The sequence below is a fragment of the Pseudoalteromonas sp. US3C1004 genome, from assembly GCF_048401065.1.
In the GTDB taxonomy this organism is placed as follows: domain Bacteria; phylum Pseudomonadota; class Gammaproteobacteria; order Enterobacterales; family Alteromonadaceae; genus Pseudoalteromonas; species Pseudoalteromonas undina.
Genome location: NZ_CP183073.1, coordinates 1938975 through 1955341 on the forward strand (window position 1 = coordinate 1938975; position 16367 = coordinate 1955341).

Consider the following 16367-nt stretch of genomic DNA (forward strand, 5'->3'; position numbering starts at 1 on the left):
TTAATCTACAAACTATTACTTTTACGCTGTTGTAAATAAATTTTGCACAAACACATTAAAAATCAAATTAAATACATTTATGTAACTTTTGCAACATTTACCTTTTAGATTTTGTTGCTTTATTACACAGTTAGCGATGATGCTTTATCGTCACGAAAAATTTTATTTATCGTTTAGGTGGCTATCTAAGCTGAATCATAAGCCATTGTTTTTTAATATATAAAAAAAAAGCTTTTTAATACTTGAAATCGTTGTAGCGCCCTACAGTGCTGGGGGTGCTGATGTTCTTAAAGTTTAATAAACAGAGTTATCCACAGAAACCGTGGATAACTCATTCAACCCCGCGTTTATAAAGGGCTACAACCCGGTGCAAATTTAACAGTGTTGTGGTTTTTTTACGTTATCAATATGGAAACAGCGCAAAATGGTTTTGTAACTCATTAAAACGAGATTATTTGTTTATTTAATGCAAAACCATATTTATGTTGAATAAATAGCCAACCCTTTGATTGCTCTGTTTTTATACAAAACCCACATAACTCTACAAACATTTTATTTTAATCAACATAGAAACTATCTATTACGTCTTTCATTTAGATTTAGTTCAACAAACTTTAACGATACAAAGTAAAAGTGAGGTATTTATTTTAAATACGTTTATAAAGTCTTTTTAAAAATAAAGGAAATAGACCAGTTTTTTGTTACTAAAAGCTACTTTTTAAAATTTTATGGCAACTTTTATTGGATAAAGATCCTTACTTGATTCAAATATTACGCTGTTTTTGTAAAACAATATCACTACGCTTTACTTAAATAGTGTTATAAAACGCGCAGATTGCACATAAAAACAACGAATAGACCTCTTTTTTGAATTTATGATCTTTTATATGTTGACACTTTGCTATGCGGTCATTAATATTTCGCCCCGTTGAAAGGCAAGACGCTTCCCCCTTAGCTCAGTTGGTTAGAGCGACGGACTGTTAATCCGCAGGTCCCCCGTTCGAGTCGGGGAGGGGGAGCCAAGTTTTTCAGCCATAAACGATTCCCCCTTAGCTCAGTTGGTTAGAGCGACGGACTGTTAATCCGCAGGTCCCCCGTTCGAGTCGGGGAGGGGGAGCCAAGTTTATGTTTATGATGTAGTTCCCCCTTAGCTCAGTTGGTTAGAGCGACGGACTGTTAATCCGCAGGTCCCCCGTTCGAGTCGGGGAGGGGGAGCCAAATCATAAAAAGTACATTTTAGTTCCCCCTTAGCTCAGTTGGTTAGAGCGACGGACTGTTAATCCGCAGGTCCCCCGTTCGAGTCGGGGAGGGGGAGCCAATTTACTACACTTCCATAGACATCTCTTCAAATTTGCTCTACCATTTCTCTTTTAAAACAAAAACTTTTTTGATTACAAAAACTAACTATTTGATAACTTTCTCTATCAAGCTATAATTATTTTAATAATCATGAGGTTGTGTCCTCCCCTTTGACATATAAAGATTAAACAATGGCAGCTTTTAAAAAACTTATTTTTATACAACTGATGGCTTGGTTGATTCTTGTGACCGCTGGCTGTTATTTTATTAGCCAAAATTTTGATAGTGCCATCGGTAAAGCTCAAAAAAATGCGCAAGCGACAGTCGAGCAATATATTAAAAACCTATCTGCAACTGACCTCTCTGCTGATAACTTAAAAAACACACTTGCAAGCAGTGAAACCTTTTCACACTTTACCTTACGTGATTATCAAGGTGCTGAAGTATTTTCAGTTAACAACGCACCGCAATTGCCTGTTATTGCCGAACTTATTCAGTCAAGCAACAACTCAGTGCGCCCTCAGTATGCCACTAATGATAACGCCGATATAAAAGTTGAATTTAAAATTAATATCACTCACTTGAGTGAGCAGTTTCAAACTGCTTTTTTTATAATTTTAATTATTAGCACCCTACTCGCTCTAATACCTATTGCATTGATGAAAACCATTGTTAAGCACATTAATGACAATATATGTACGGACGTTGCTGATGTCATTGATATTTATATAAACCAAAATCAACTAGGCGATGATTTTGCGACTAAAATTGATTCGCCAGAGTTAGCTAAGTTAGGGAAAAGTTTAATTCCTAGCTTTAATCGTTTATCGCACTTTTTAAAAAGTAAGAATGACAATATAAAAAATGCTGCACACACAATAAAACGTGAGGCCTACAAAGACGGTGTGACTGAGTTAGGTAATCGCAATATGTTTGTTGATTACTACGAAAAGAATATTGAAAACACCGAAGTAAGTACATTTGGCTCTTTAGCACTCGTTCGCTGTAGCGAGTTGCAGTCTATAAATCAAAGCCGCGGTTATCAAAAAGGTGATGAATACATTAAAGCCGTTGCAGATATTATTGTAAGTATCAGTGGCACCTATTCCGGCAGCCAAGTTTTTAGAGTTAACAGCTCTGATTTTATAACAATTTTACCAAATACCCCGTTGAAAGAAGCTGAAAAGTTTGGTGAGAACTTACAATCTCGCTTTACTCAATATATGCAAAACCAAGAGCTTAGCTCGGTTGCAAACACAGGTATTGTTGGTTACGAAAAATCAAAGCCTTTAGGTGAGTTGCTCTCTATTGTTGATAATGCAATGAGCATGGCTCAGTCTAAACAAGCTAATGCATGGCATGTACAGCGCGATACTGATCTAGTTAATAACGTGAGCGCAGGATTTGGTAACCAAAACTGGCGTAAAGTGATCAACGAAGTAATTGAGTCTAAAAGCGTCCATTTGGTGATTCAAAATATTATGCCTTTGGGCAAAAGCATTAAAGCCTATGCTGAAATTCAGGCCCGCTTCAAAACAGAAGAAAACCAAGCTTTGCCTACTGCTTCATTTTTAGCAATGGCTGAAAAGCTCGATATGGCTATTGAAATTGACAAGCTGATAATAGACTCATCTTTAGAAAGAATAAAATCGAGTAATTTATCTGAAAAGTATTTTGGCTTAAATATTACCCCTTCAAGCGCGCATAGCGACCAGTTTATGATTTGGTTAGAGCGCCGTTTACTTAAAGATACGCATATTGCTTCTAAGTTAATTTTTGAAGTGAGTGAATTTGGTCTTCAACAAAACATTAAAGCAAGCAAACGCTTTATTGATATGGTGCATCGCGTTGGTGCCAGAATAACTGTAGAACGCTTTGGTGTCGGACTCACCTCATTTAAATTTTTCAGAGATTTAAAACCAGACTTTATTAAAATGGATGCAAGCTATACCCGAGGTTTAGAGGACGATAAAAACAATCAATACTTTATGCGTTTAATGGTCGACCTTGCTCATAGAATTGGCGTTAGTGTTTTTGCAGAGGGCGTTGAAAGCCAAGAAGAAAAGCACATTGTAGAAACCCTATGCCTTGATGGTGTCCAAGGTTACTATATTGAAAAGCCTAAAGACATCTAACTAATTACCCTATTTAATAATAAAAAAGAGCATTTATGCTCTTTTTTACTTTTTAAAGTGTGCTTTTATGACTGTTCAGCCGTTAAAATGCTGACAGTTTTTTAATTGCAAACTCCCTTAAATTTAACCCTTTACAATTAGCCCATTATTTAACGTTGTTTATTTAACTGATAATCACTCAACGTGTTGTTAATCGCAGTAGAAAAAAGGATAATACACGGGATTTTATTAGCGTGAGGCACACATGACAGAATACGTCTTGTTATTAATTGGAACAGTGTTAGTTAACAACTTTGTATTAGTACAATTTTTAGGCCTTTGCCCGTTTATGGGTGTATCAGGAAAACTTGATACAGCCATAGGTATGTCTTTAGCAACTACCTTTGTGCTAACGCTTGCCTCTGTGACCAGTTATTTAGTAAACGAGTATATTTTATTACCACTAGATATCACCTACCTGAAAACAATGAGCTTTATTTTAGTTATTGCAGTGGTTGTTCAATTTACTGAAATGGTTGTTAGAAAAACCAGTCCAACGCTATATCGTTTATTGGGAATATTTTTACCTTTAATAACGACTAACTGTGCAGTACTCGGTGTTGCTTTATTAAATATCAAAGAAGATCACACCTTTTTACAATCTGCCGTCTATGGGTTTGGTGCCGCAGTGGGTTTTTCATTAGTTTTAGTTTTATTTGCGGCATTACGCGAACGCCTAGCCGCAGCAGATGTTCCCACTCCATTTAAAGGTGCTTCAATCGCAATGATAACGGCAGGTTTAATGTCAATGGCCTTTATGGGTTTTACTGGATTAGTGAAGTTTTAATATGACCTTGTTGTACGCTTTAATAGCGCTGGGTTTACTGGCGTTAATTTTCGGATTAATTTTAGGATTTGCAGCCGTACGTTTTCGAGTTGAGGGTAATCCTGTAGTGGAGCAAATCGATACCATTTTGCCACAAACACAATGTGGTCAATGTGGTTATCCTGGTTGTCGCCCTTATGCAGAAGCCATTGCCAATGGCGATGAAATAAACAAGTGCCCACCCGGTGGTGATGCGACAGTTAAAAAGTTGGCTGATTTGATGGGTGTTGAGGCTAAACCTCTAGCCGGCGGCGAACAAGCCGAGCCAGTTAAAACGGTGGCCTACATTCGCGAAGATGAATGTATTGGTTGTACCAAATGTATTCAAGCCTGCCCTGTTGATGCCATTGTTGGTGCAACCCGACAAATGCACACCGTTCTAATTGACGAATGTACAGGCTGTGACTTGTGCGTTGAACCTTGTCCGGTCGATTGTATTGACATGCTACCCGTTGCACCAACAAAACAAACTTGGAAATGGCAACTAGACGCTATTCCTGTTACCCAAATAGATTAGAGGTTTGAGTGGAAAAGTTACTTGAACAAATAAAAAAAGGCACCGTTTGGGCATTTCCTGGCGGCGTACATCCTCCGCAGCAAAAGTCATTATCTAATAATACGCCTATTGCGCGCCTTCCTTTGCCTGAAAAACTCGTTCTGCCTTTAAAGCAGCATATTGGCGCTAGCGGCAAGTTAATTGTAGAAAAAAGCCAGCACGTATTAAAAGGTCAACCATTAACTAAGCCTTCTGCTAACTGGTCGGTACCTGTGCATGCACCTACATCAGGCACTATTATTGATATTACGCCTATGCCATCAGCACACCCTTCTGCTTTGCCTGAATTAAGCATTATTATTGAACCCGATGGCAAAGATACCTGGTGTGAACTATCGCCTTTAGCAAACCCAGCCAATGCATCACACGATGAACTCGTTGATGTTATTCATAACGCGGGGATTTCTGGTATGGGAGGCGCAGGTTTTCCAACCTACGTTAAAGCAGATATTAAGCAGCCGATTGAGTTTTTAATCGTGAACGCGGTTGAGTGTGAACCTTATATTACGGCTGACGATACCTTAATGCGTGAACATGCCGCTGAAATAGTCAAAGGTATTGAGCTCATGCAACAGCTGCTCAACCCTACCCTGTGTATTATTGGTATTGAAGACAATAAGCCCGAGGCTATCACAGCCATGACTGAAGCGGCGAAGCATAACGAGCATATTTTAATACAAACCGTGCCCACGGTTTACCCTTCTGGCGGTGAAAAACAGCTGATAAAGCTACTCACTAATCGTGAAGTTCCTAATGGTGGCATTCCTGCTGATATCGGTATTTTAGTGCATAACACCGGCACTTTATTTGCTATACAGCAAGCTGTATACGAAGGCAAACCGTTAATTGAACGTGTAGTTACCGTTACCGGCAATACCATACATAAGCCCGGTAATGTATGGGCGCTATTAGGTACTGAGATAAAACACTTACTGGATTGCCAAGGGTTTTCACCTGTGCCACAACAACGTGTGGTCATGGGCGGTCCTATGATGGGCTTTACCTTACCTACGGTTCGTATTGGCGTTGTTAAAACAACAAACTGCATACTTGCTCCAGATCATAAAGAATTAGCAGAGCCTGGCCCAGAAAAAGCCTGTATTCGCTGTAGTGCCTGTGCAGATGCGTGCCCTGCTTCATTGTTACCACAGCAGTTACAGTGGTTTGCTAAATCAAAAGAATACGACAAACTCCAAGAACATAACTTATTTGATTGTATTGAATGTGGCGCGTGTGCCTATGTTTGCCCAAGTGAAATACCACTCGTTCAGTACTACCGCGTTGCAAAAGTTGAGATTAAAGAGCAAATTGCCGAGAAGATAAAATCTGATCGCGCTAAAGAACGATTTGATGCACGTAAAGCGCGTTTAGAGCAAGAACAAGCTGAGCGAAAAAATCGTCACAAACGTAAGCCAGCAGCTAAATCAACCGAAGAACAGCAAAAAGTAGCCGATGCCCTTGCCCGCGTTAAAGATAAAACCAGCGATGGTGACAATAAATCAGCTGTAGCAGCGGCAATTGCGCGTGCTAAAGCTAAAAAGCAAGGTGGCGAACTTGAGCCAGATAACAGTGAAGTTGCAAAAGAACGCGCTGCCCGTAAAGAGCAAGCTCGCCTTTATAAAGAGCAAAAAGCACAAAATAATGGTGATGACGAAGCTGTAGATGACAAAAAGTCAGCAGTTGCAGCCGCTATTGCCCGCGCTAAAGCCAAAAAGGCAGCACAAGCTAATGAGCAAACAGCAACTGATGACACAACAAGTGAATCTCCAGCTGCTGCAGATGATAAAAAAGCCGCCGTCGCTGCAGCCATTGCCCGTGCTAAAGCCAAAAAAGCAGCACAAGCTAATGAGGAAACAGCAAGCGATGACACTGCAAGTGAATCTCCAGTTGCTGCCGATGATAAAAAAGCTGCCGTCGCTGCCGCTATTGCCCGCGCTAAAGCCAAAAAGGCAGCACAAGCTAATGAGCAAACAGCAAGCGATGACACTGCAAGTGAATCTCCAGCTGCTGCCGATGATAAAAAAGCTGCCGTCGCTGCAGCCATCGCCCGTGCTAAAGCTAAAAAGGCAGCGCAAGCTGCTGAGCAAACACCAAACGATGACATAGCAAGTGAATCTCCAGCTGCTGCCGATGATAAAAAAGCCGCCGTCGCTGCCGCTATTGCCCGCGCTAAAGCCAAAAAAGCAGCGCAAGCTGCTGAGCAAACACAAAGCGATGACGCAATAAGTGAATCGCCTGTCGCCGCCGATGATAAAAAAGCTGCCGTGGCAGCCGCTATTGCCCGCGCTAAAGCTAAAAAAGCAGCGCAAGCTGATGAATTAGCAAAACAAAGTGAAAACACTGAGCCACAAAGCAACGATGAACCTTCACAAGGTTCACAGCAAACAGCTCAAGAAAAAAATAAAGCCGCCGTAGCCGCCGCTATTGCTCGCGCTAAAGCTAAAAAGCAACAAAAAGAAGGAAATGATCAGTCATGAAACTAACCATGGCCAGTTCACCCCACAATCATAGTCACAAATCTGTGACACGGTTAATGTTAACTGTGATTGCGGCTTGTATTCCTGGTGTTATTGCGCAAGTTGTATTTTTTGGCACCGGTGTCCTTATCCAATTATTATTAGCGTTAGTGTGTGTAAGCGCGTTTGAAGCAGCCGTGATGTTAATGCGTAAGCGCCCTATTTGGCCTGCATTAAGCGATGGCAGTGCATGGCTTACCGGTGTGTTATTGGCAATAAGTATTCCGCCTTTAGCGCCTTGGTGGATTATTGTTATAGGGTGTTTGTTTGCCATAGTTATTGTTAAACAGCTATATGGTGGTTTAGGGTTTAATTTATTTAACCCTGCAATGGCAGCGTATGTGCTTTTATTAGTGTCGTTCCCTGTGCAAATGACTGCTTGGTTACCCGTTACAGAATTACTTAATACGGGTATTACTTTTAGCCAGCAGTTAAGCTTAATCTTTAGCGACTTTACCACGTTAGGATACAGCTTAGATCAGCTCCGAGTAGGAATAGACGGCAGCACAATGGCTACCCCACTTGATACCTTAAAAACAGATATTGCTCACGGCCTAACGGTGACAGAGAGCATGCAAAAGAGCGTATTTAATGAGTGGACTGGCCTAGGTTGGGGATGGGTTAACTTAGCCTTCTTACTCGGCGGCCTTTACCTGTTAAAAACAAAAGTAATTAACTGGCATATACCAGTGAGTTTTATTGCAAGCTTAAGCTTATGCGCAGCAATTGGTTATATTGCCTCGCCAGGTACAGAGCCGGGTGTAGTGTTTCACTTGTTTAGTGGTGCGACTATGCTGGGGGCCTTTTTTATCGCCACCGATCCTGTATCAGCTGCAACCACCAATCGAGGTCGCCTTATTTATGGTGCAGCAATTGGTTTAATCGTGTATTTAATTCGCACCTTTGGTGGTTTTCCTGATGCAGTTGCATTTGGGGTGTTGTTAATAAACATAGCGGTACCGCTTATCGATTACTATACACAACCAAGAACCTATGGCCATGGAGCAGTAAAATGATTATTTCTTCAATGGTAAAAAATGGCGCAATATTGTGTGGGTTTGCGTTACTAACAACGGGACTCGTTGCCACAATTAATACACTTACCGCTGATAAAATTGCAGAGCAAGAGCAATTACAATTAACTAATCAGCTTCAAGAAGTATTGCCGCATTCCAAATACAGCAATGAGCTATCGCAAGATTGTGTAATTATATCTGATCCATTACTAGGGCCATACGACAACCAAGTTATTTATCGTGCCCGAAAAGATAACGAACCTGTGGCATTAGTCATTCGTCATGTCACCCCTAGCGGCTACAGTGGTGATATAAACTTACTCAGTGCAGTATATCGCGATGGTACCATTGCGGGTGTAAGGGTAACCAAACATGAAGAAACACCAGGTTTAGGTGATAAAGTTGAAATAAAAAAATCAGACTGGATCACCACATTTAATGCAAAAACAGTACAAAGCGAAAGTGACGATCGTTGGGCCGTTAAAAAAGACGGCGGCCAGTTTGATCAGTTTACTGGCGCTACAATTACACCTCGTGCCGTTGTAGGCTCAGTCAAAAACGCGGTACTTTATGCACAAGATAACTTTGATGCTCTGTTCACAGCAGCAAACGCATGCCCAGAGGTAACGCCATGAGCGAATTAAAAACCCTTTACAAAGAAGGCTTATGGGGAAATAACCCTGCCTTGGTACAGTTATTAGGTTTATGCCCTTTACTCGCTGTTACCTCTACAATTACTAATGCGCTAGGTTTAGGCTTAGCAACCTTATTGGTATTAGTGGGCTCTAATATTACCGTATCAATAGTGCGTAACTGGGTACCTAAAGATATTAGAATACCTGTGTTTGTGATGATCATTGCCGGTTTTGTAACAATAGTACAGCTGTTAATGAACGCTTACACTTTTGGCCTTTACCAATCTTTAGGGATTTTCATTCCGTTAATTGTAACCAACTGCGCCATTATTGGCCGTGCTGAAGCATTTGCCTCAAAAAATCCAGTGCACTTATCTGCCTTTGATGGCTTAATGATGGGCTTAGGCTTTATGTTAGTACTAGTTGTACTTGGCGCTATGCGAGAGCTGGTTGGACAAGGCACATTATTTGATGGTGCCGATTTATTACTCGGGCCTTGGGCTGCTATATTGCGCATTGAAGTATTTAGCTTTGATAGCCAGTTTTTATTGGCCATTTTACCACCGGGCGCATTCTTAGGGCTTGGGCTGCTGATCGCCGCTAAAAACGTAATTGATGCACAAATAAAATCAAAACAAGTCGCACCGCCAGAAGCTGAAAAAGGCCCTAGAGCGCGTGTAACTAGCTTAACTTAAGGGGAAAACGTATTAACTTAATAAAGCTAATGCGTTTTAAGTTACATGAATAAAGAAAAACGTCACCAAATACTTACTCGCTTACGCGACGACAATCCACATCCTGAAACGGAGCTTGAATATTCAAGCCCGTTTGAGTTATTAGTTGCCGTTACGCTTTCAGCACAAGCAACCGATGTTGGGGTAAATAAAGCCACTCGTAAATTATTTCCGGTTGCTAATACACCACAAGCCATTTTAGATATTGGCCACGACACACTGCGTGATTACATAAAAACCATCGGCTTATTTAATTCAAAAGCAGCCAATGTATATAAAATGTGCCAAATATTGGTAGATCAGCATAACGGTGAAGTGCCAGAAAATCGTGAAGCCCTAGAAGCCCTCCCTGGCGTTGGCCGTAAAACTGCTAACGTAGTATTAAATACGGCCTTCGGCTGGCCGACAATCGCTGTAGATACGCATATTTTCCGTGTTTCAAACCGCACTAAGCTTGCCATGGGTAAAGACGTTGTAGCGGTTGAACAAAAACTCGAAAAAGTGATCCCCAAAGAATTCAAAGTCGATGTACATCACTGGCTCATTTTGCATGGTCGCTATACCTGTGTTGCCCGAAAACCTAAATGTGGCAGCTGTATTATTGAAGATTTATGTGAGTTTAAAGATAAGACTGAATAATGTTTATTCTTTTTTGAGCCAATAAGTAAACTTTAAGTTTTTATCTTCGTTGTTTGTATGCATTATTTAACTGCTAATGACTAATTAATTACATTCAAATGACGGTATTCCTATTCAATTTTTAATACTTCGATTTTAAGTAAAGAAAACAATAAATTGCCTAAAAAATGCTTGTACATAGCTTCTATTTCTTCTTGAGAGATAGTTCCCCCACGTATAAGCACTTCTTGCCGCTCAGCTGGCTCTCTGATAATAAAACCGGTAGAACTGAACCCATTTTTTTCATAGAACGCTTTGCGCTTGACTCTTTGTTGATAGTTTTCTTTCTTTTCATCAAGCTCTTCAATAGTTAGAACAATTCTTTTGTCCGAATACTTCTCGTTCATAGAATCCATTACTTTGCTTCCGTAACCACTTGAACGGAGCGATTCAGATATCGCAAAAAACTTTACACAGACAATTTTTTTATATTCTTTAGTATAGAGAAAACCAACCCATTTATTATGATCATAAATAACATCAAAGCCATTTTTTCCATTCCTCATCCTATATTTAACAACCCATGCTGGTAGTCGTTGAACGTTAGGAAAAGCATCAAAAAAAAGTTCAATAACTTTTGAATAATTAATATCACGCTTGTTAAGTGGACGAAAAGTAATGGTCATATTAACCCTGTAAGCCAATCAACAGTTAACATAGTGGTAAAAACCTTTAATCCAATCAAACCGAAAAATATGAATATAAATGTAACTTTAATTTTTTTACTTTTTAGGCTATTCCAGAATAAAAGTTTTGCTTGGAGTTCACTTTTTAATTCATCAATATCTTCTTTCACACATAATTCTCTATCTTGTGTTGTAGTTAATAGCAACTACAACACAAGGTAATATGAGTTACCAGATTAACTTTGTAACTAAAAGTTCCGATGAAGCCTAATGCAAACACATGGTCTTTGCTTTTTAGGATTTCAACTACCAACATTTTGAAAGCTAGTTATATCTGCCTTCCTTATATTTAAGTTGGCCAACAATAGCAGTGGACACGCATATAGGACGTGTATCAAACCGTACTAAACTCGCTATGGGTAAAGACGTGGTAGCCGTTGAGCAAAAACTCGAAAAAGTGATCCCCAAAGAATTTAAAGTAGACGTACACCATTGGCTCATTCTTCACGGGCGTTATACTTGCGTAGCACGTAAACCTAAGTGCGGCAGCTGTATTATTGAAGACTTGTGTGAGTTTAAAGATAAGGTAGAGTAATCTTTAGTCTACGTTGAGAAAATTGCGGACAATTAATGATTATGATGTCTGGGGTCAAGGTTTGACCCCTTTGATTTTTATTTAGTTTTGGAGTTGTGACATCCGCAATTGGAATTTACCAGAAAAAGTATATAAACCCTGAACGTGAAATCGTCAAAATGGTAAGTGCATAACGTAGTGATCGCTACAACTAGTTTGACAATTTATGGAGGCACGTAAGTCTTGTTGCTATAAGAGGCAACAAGACGAACTCATAATTCACTTTTTGTTAACTACAGATTTCATAATTAAATCCACATTTTCCAGTAAGAGTTTGAAACAACAGATCCACTTTATTGAAATTTGAGTACCGATCTTGATTTCCTCTATGCTCTCTGTCGCCAGCTAATGTAACTAAAATACTTTCTTTAGCTCTGGAAAGAGCTACAAACATCAAACATTTACTTTCAAAGTTGTTATCAGTATGATTCCAAAATGCTTCATCTTCCATCCCCATAAATATAACACATTGATATTCAAGCCCTTTACACTTATGAACATTCATTAATTGAACTGAATTTTCTGCATTAAACATTAATGATGCTTCTTCTAAGGAGGAAGTAACATTAATAGTGTCTCTTAAATGCAACTCAAGATGCTTCCATATTAACCCAAAATACTCTAATGATTTGTACTGCGCCCATCTTGCTTTTATTTTGTTTATTCCAATAAACTCAAATGTTGCTTTAATTAGGTTCAGTAAAGAATTAGCTGGATCTGTACCAATAAATAATTTTTGATTTATGTGAACATGATGACTTAGCTTGTTAATGAACTCAACCTCTTCATCATTACTTATATTATTCAGCGATAAACAAAACTCACAAAATTCACTCCAATTTTGAGCATCTTTCAACGTGTATATTTTAAGTATAAAAGTGAACAGTCTACCTAATGGTTCTTTCAAAGTGTCTTGTAAATCTGTCATATCTAGATTTCTAATGCTTTTATTAGAAAGTCCAGATCTCAATACAGCCGTATACTTGGAAGAATGCTGCTTTGTCAAAACACATATTTCCTCTTCTTTAACTCCCGACTCAACTAGCGATGCAATATATTCCACAAGAAAAGAGGACTCTTTGAATTCATCAGGGAAATATTTAATTTTGCAGTTAGATAAAGGCTTAGTTAAAGGCTGAAGAACATTATTTTCATCTTCTACATACTCTAAAAACTTGTTAAGTACGTCTTGAATTTCTTCAGTTGCCCTATAATTTTTTGTTAGCAACATTCTCTTTATATTGGCATGGCAAAAATCATTTTGAAATTCATCAAAAACTGTTGGATTAGCATTTGCAAATAGCATAATGCTTTGATTTAAATCACCTACACAAAGTAATTTGGTATCAGTACCCATGAACAAACAGCGTATTAAATTGTACTGCTCGTAACTGGTATCTTGAAATTCATCTATGAAAACATAAGGGTAGGATAAATTAAAAAGAGATTTAACATCAGCATTAAGCGTTACGATTCTTAAAGCCATTTTAATTAAAGATCCAATCCAAATTTTATTTTTACCATTGGACTGATAATTTTTCATAACTATGTCATAACGTTCAGAAGGTCTTTCATTTTCGGGCAAAACATTCTTGAACCGATCAACAATACTTTTACTAAAGGCATGGAATGTGAATGAATCGAAACGCTCAGCTTTTGAGCCACAACGCTTTTTTACCCTTTTCCCAATATTTACCTGTGCCTCAGTTTTAAAAGATAAACATAATATGCGTTTAGGCCAATTACATTTATTAGTCTCCAAAAGGTAGTTAGATTTTTGAGCTAACAATTCTGTTTTTCCTGAGCCTGCACCAGCTAAAATAGACAAAGAGCTTTCATCAAATTTAATAATATTCATCAACTGCTGTGTTGCTTCAATACCCTCAGTTGGAAGCCAGTTATCTACAATCATTCGATAGTATCCTCAAGAATTTTTTGTGTTTTCAACGCAAGTCTTTTTAATTCTTTCGGTAACATTTCTTTTATTTTTTCAGGGGTATACGTGTCTTCCAATTTTGAAAATAGGCGAACATGTGAAGCAGGTTTACTCTTAGTACCTAAAAATCTATATTTATACCACAAAAAATTATTCAGATAGTCATCAGAGTAATGGGTAGCTCCTTCATTGCTTTCTTTTAGAACAGCATTGATTAAGGATTTTTCTCTTGAAGCTTTATCTGCCGCACTTTCATTTTCAGCTTCCCCTTTCGGTCCTCTTTCACCATGCACTACATCCTTAGAACAAAATATATCTGGGAATGACATTATCATTGAATAATCAATATCTAATGGACTCGAAAAAAACACATTATTTTTTTCTAACTCATCCATAATATTTATTAGCCCAACGTCCATATAATCAATTCTAAAATCTTTAGGATGAGATGCATCATTCCATTCAGGTAAAAGTGGCAGAATTTTTTCATGGAAGTAAGTCACATTTTTATGGGTATATAATTGTTTTATTGCATAATTTAATCGCCCAAATCCACCGCCATTCCGGTCTAAATCTAAATCCAACAATGTAATATATGGAATATTTATAGACTCTAACAAACGCCAAAAGTGATTTACATGCCTTCCACCTAGGGGAACTATTGAAATCGAATGAGTATCAATTTCTGTTGAAAAAGCTTCAAGTATTTTAGGTAAAACGACTTGCTCACTATCTCCTTCCCCTAAAATAACTAATTTTGCAAAGTAAATTTCTGGATATGCTTTTATAGCTTCACTAATGTACTTTGATTTTTCATCTTCTTTCTTAGGTAATTCTAACTTAGTTATTGCAGTGCTTTTAGTTTCCGAATTTAAACTAAAATGTCTTATCTGTGATGGTTCAATACGACCAACTATTGAAGCCGAATGTGTTGATATTATTGCCTGACAATTACCATCTTCTGTATATTCTAAAATTAACTTTATAATGCGTCCTAAATAATGAGGTGATAGATGATTCTCAGGTTCTTCAAGAGATATTAAACTGAAAATAGGTAATTTCATTTTTTCCGCATCAAAATGAGTTTCTTTACCAGATATTGAAGCTGATTGAATTGATTTATCTATGTCGAATAAGGCTTTGGTTAGTGCAAAATATGCAAGTGATTTTTGACCATCACTTAAAAGAGATGTATCCATTTTGTTTCCAGATTCATCTGAATTAAAATGTAATTGTAATAACTTAAGCACTTCATCAATATTGCTAAGAGGAAAATTCAAATCTGCATCTTTTAAATACCGCCCCTTATATATCGACTTCCAACTTGTATCAATTGCTTCTGATAGTTGTTTCAAAGCAGGTGATTTTTTAGCAACGGTATTTAAATCAGAAGCTTTTTTTTCAAAGCTTTCTTTTTCAACGCCTGTCCAACGTATCGCTTTTAATAAACGCCCAAGAATTGCTTTTGAAGAATATTTTAATTGAATTAAAGGATCTCTGTTGGCAGGGATATAATTAACTTGTATCGCACTTCTAATTGCTCCAGATAAGCGATTTTTATCTTCGTCATCAAGTATTTTTTTTGTACTGCTAACTGTCCAGATATCTTCTTCAACTTCACCTGTAGGGTTGTAATCAAAAGTTAGTGAACCTTCAAGTCTAACTCTAAATAATAGGCTTCCAGAATCATCAGTAGCCACCATCTGATTTAATAAATAAGGTATTTCTGCATTGTCTTTATTGAGCTTAGGAAAATCAAACCAAGCCTCAATCACCAAATGTTTAGGGGTGTCAGCTTGTTCAACAGAGGGGACATTAAAATCATTTTTAGATAGCCCTCTAAGGTTAGAATCAGTAGAAAATAATTTATTTAAAGCCTCTAATGCAGTGCTCTTACCCGTGCCATTATGACCAATGAGAGTAGTTAACGAAGAATCCAACATCAACGTTTGCGGTGATTCATTTGAAATACTCTTAAAGCCTGAAATATAAATTTTATTTAAACGCATTTTTCACTCTCAATCTAATGTAGGTAAATTCATTTCCCTAGCTTAAAAAGTATTCTTAATAAGGTATTTCAATCTATCATACTCTAAATAATTGAAACGATATTTAGTTCAATTTATCAGGGAAACCTTATTTAAATCAGTAACAGCAAAAGTCAAAGGGATCAAATATTGTCTTCAGACACCATATTACTGACCTGAGCTTATTTAAGACAACCAATAATGCTAAATATTGCTGCTAATTGGTTGGGTATTGTTTCGTTGGGTTTCGATATACTCAACCCAACTTACGTCACTTAATTTAACACTGAGTAAACTTAATGCTTACGAATTACAGCATAAAGCTCTTATTGAGACATAAAGCTAAATCTAGACTTCATACATCACGTTACTGACTGTGTGCATTTGACAAAAACCAGCCTTGTGCAATTAGACATATTTTATTTCTACCTTAATTATTCTTTAGCTGGCTAACTAAAACCGTAAATACGCATATTTTCCGTCTATTTAACCTTACCGAACTTACCATGGATAAAGGTGTTGTTGTGATTCAATGAAACTTGAAAAAGTTGTACATAAAGAGTTTAAAGTAGATGTGCATCATCTGGCTTATTTTACATGGTCGTTATGTTTGTACAGCCCGTAAACCAAAATGCGGTAGCTGTATTAGCAATTATTAGAACATTTTCAAAGTATTAATTTCACAAGTATCATTCCTTTAGTTATGCTAC

At 37.8% G+C, this 16367-nt stretch carries 12 protein-coding genes, 4 tRNA genes and 2 pseudogenes; 14 read left to right on the forward strand and 4 right to left on the reverse strand.

All coding sequences use genetic code 11. The features are described 5' to 3' along the window. Positions 1-945 precede the first annotated feature (945 nt). The 12 genes from ACNSN3_RS08980 to nth all read left to right on the forward strand — a co-directional run bounded on the left by ACNSN3_RS08980 (position 946) and on the right by nth (position 10395). A tRNA-Asn gene (locus ACNSN3_RS08980) sits at positions 946-1022 on the forward strand. Positions 1023-1043: 21 nt separating this feature from the next. Continuing rightward, positions 1044-1120: transfer RNA gene (locus ACNSN3_RS08985), tRNA-Asn, on the forward strand. Positions 1121-1141: 21 nt separating this feature from the next. After that, a tRNA-Asn gene (locus ACNSN3_RS08990) sits at positions 1142-1218 on the forward strand. A 23-nt stretch (positions 1219-1241) separates the two neighbouring features. Further along, positions 1242-1318, forward strand: a tRNA-Asn gene (locus ACNSN3_RS08995). 172 nt (positions 1319-1490) lie between these two features. Then, on the forward strand, positions 1491-3434 hold the full coding sequence (locus ACNSN3_RS09000; RefSeq protein WP_418607091.1) for a GGDEF domain-containing protein: 1944 nt from the start codon (positions 1491-1493) through the stop codon (positions 3432-3434). A 244-nt stretch (positions 3435-3678) separates the two neighbouring features. Next, positions 3679-4260: an electron transport complex subunit RsxA gene (gene rsxA / locus ACNSN3_RS09005; RefSeq protein ID WP_008115244.1), complete on the forward strand. Its 582-nt coding sequence runs from the start codon at positions 3679-3681 to the stop codon at positions 4258-4260. 1 nt (position 4261) lies between these two features. After that, positions 4262-4816, forward strand: coding sequence for an electron transport complex subunit RsxB (gene rsxB, locus ACNSN3_RS09010; RefSeq protein ID WP_008115242.1), 555 nt, complete (start codon positions 4262-4264; stop codon positions 4814-4816). A gap of 8 nt (positions 4817-4824) precedes the next feature. Continuing rightward, positions 4825-7332, forward strand: coding sequence for an electron transport complex subunit RsxC (rsxC, locus tag ACNSN3_RS09015; protein ID WP_418607093.1), 2508 nt, complete (start codon positions 4825-4827; stop codon positions 7330-7332). Then, positions 7329-8387, forward strand: a complete 1059-nt coding sequence (gene rsxD / locus ACNSN3_RS09020) for an electron transport complex subunit RsxD (protein ID WP_008115238.1) — start codon at positions 7329-7331, stop codon at positions 8385-8387. Before rsxC ends, rsxD begins: the two co-directional genes overlap by 4 nt. Further along, complete coding sequence (rsxG, locus tag ACNSN3_RS09025; protein ID WP_055013368.1) at positions 8384-9022, forward strand: electron transport complex subunit RsxG; 639 nt, start codon at positions 8384-8386, stop codon at positions 9020-9022. The genes rsxD and rsxG overlap by 4 nt, the downstream gene beginning before the upstream one ends. Next, positions 9019-9717, forward strand: a complete 699-nt coding sequence (locus ACNSN3_RS09030) for an electron transport complex subunit E (protein ID WP_010388435.1) — start codon at positions 9019-9021, stop codon at positions 9715-9717. The genes rsxG and ACNSN3_RS09030 overlap by 4 nt, the downstream gene beginning before the upstream one ends. Positions 9718-9762: 45 nt before the next feature. Continuing rightward, positions 9763-10395, forward strand: coding sequence for an endonuclease III (gene nth, locus ACNSN3_RS09035; protein WP_054201180.1), 633 nt, complete (start codon positions 9763-9765; stop codon positions 10393-10395). Between the two features lie 110 nt (positions 10396-10505). Here the strand turns inward: nth and ACNSN3_RS09040 are convergent, their stop codons facing one another. Together ACNSN3_RS09040 and ACNSN3_RS09045 are read right to left on the reverse strand one after the other, a co-directional pair. Continuing rightward, entirely contained in the window at positions 10506-11060 is a 555-nt protein-coding gene (locus ACNSN3_RS09040) for a GNAT family N-acetyltransferase (RefSeq protein ID WP_418607097.1), read from the reverse strand. Beyond that, a complete protein-coding gene (locus tag ACNSN3_RS09045) occupies positions 11057-11230 on the reverse strand; it encodes a hypothetical protein (protein WP_418607099.1) in 174 nt (57 codons plus the stop codon). The genes ACNSN3_RS09040 and ACNSN3_RS09045 overlap by 4 nt, the downstream gene beginning before the upstream one ends. A 185-nt stretch (positions 11231-11415) precedes the next feature. On the opposite strand from ACNSN3_RS09045, the pseudogene ACNSN3_RS09050 reads away from it, so the two are divergent. After that, positions 11416-11655: pseudogene (locus ACNSN3_RS09050) on the forward strand (endonuclease III); the annotation flags it as partial. 268 nt (positions 11656-11923) lie between these two features. Here ACNSN3_RS09050 and ACNSN3_RS09055 read toward each other — a convergent pair. After that, positions 11924-13606, reverse strand: a complete 1683-nt coding sequence (locus ACNSN3_RS09055; RefSeq protein ID WP_418607101.1) for a UvrD-helicase domain-containing protein — start codon at positions 13604-13606, stop codon at positions 11924-11926. Next, positions 13603-15639, reverse strand: a complete 2037-nt coding sequence (locus tag ACNSN3_RS09060) for an ATP-dependent nuclease (protein WP_418607103.1) — start codon at positions 15637-15639, stop codon at positions 13603-13605. Before ACNSN3_RS09060 ends, ACNSN3_RS09055 begins: the two co-directional genes overlap by 4 nt. Positions 15640-16097: 458 nt before the next feature. Here ACNSN3_RS09060 and ACNSN3_RS09065 point away from each other — a divergent pair. Continuing rightward, positions 16098-16316, forward strand: a pseudogene (locus ACNSN3_RS09065) (endonuclease III); the annotation flags it as partial. Between the last annotated feature and the right edge of the window lie 51 nt (positions 16317-16367).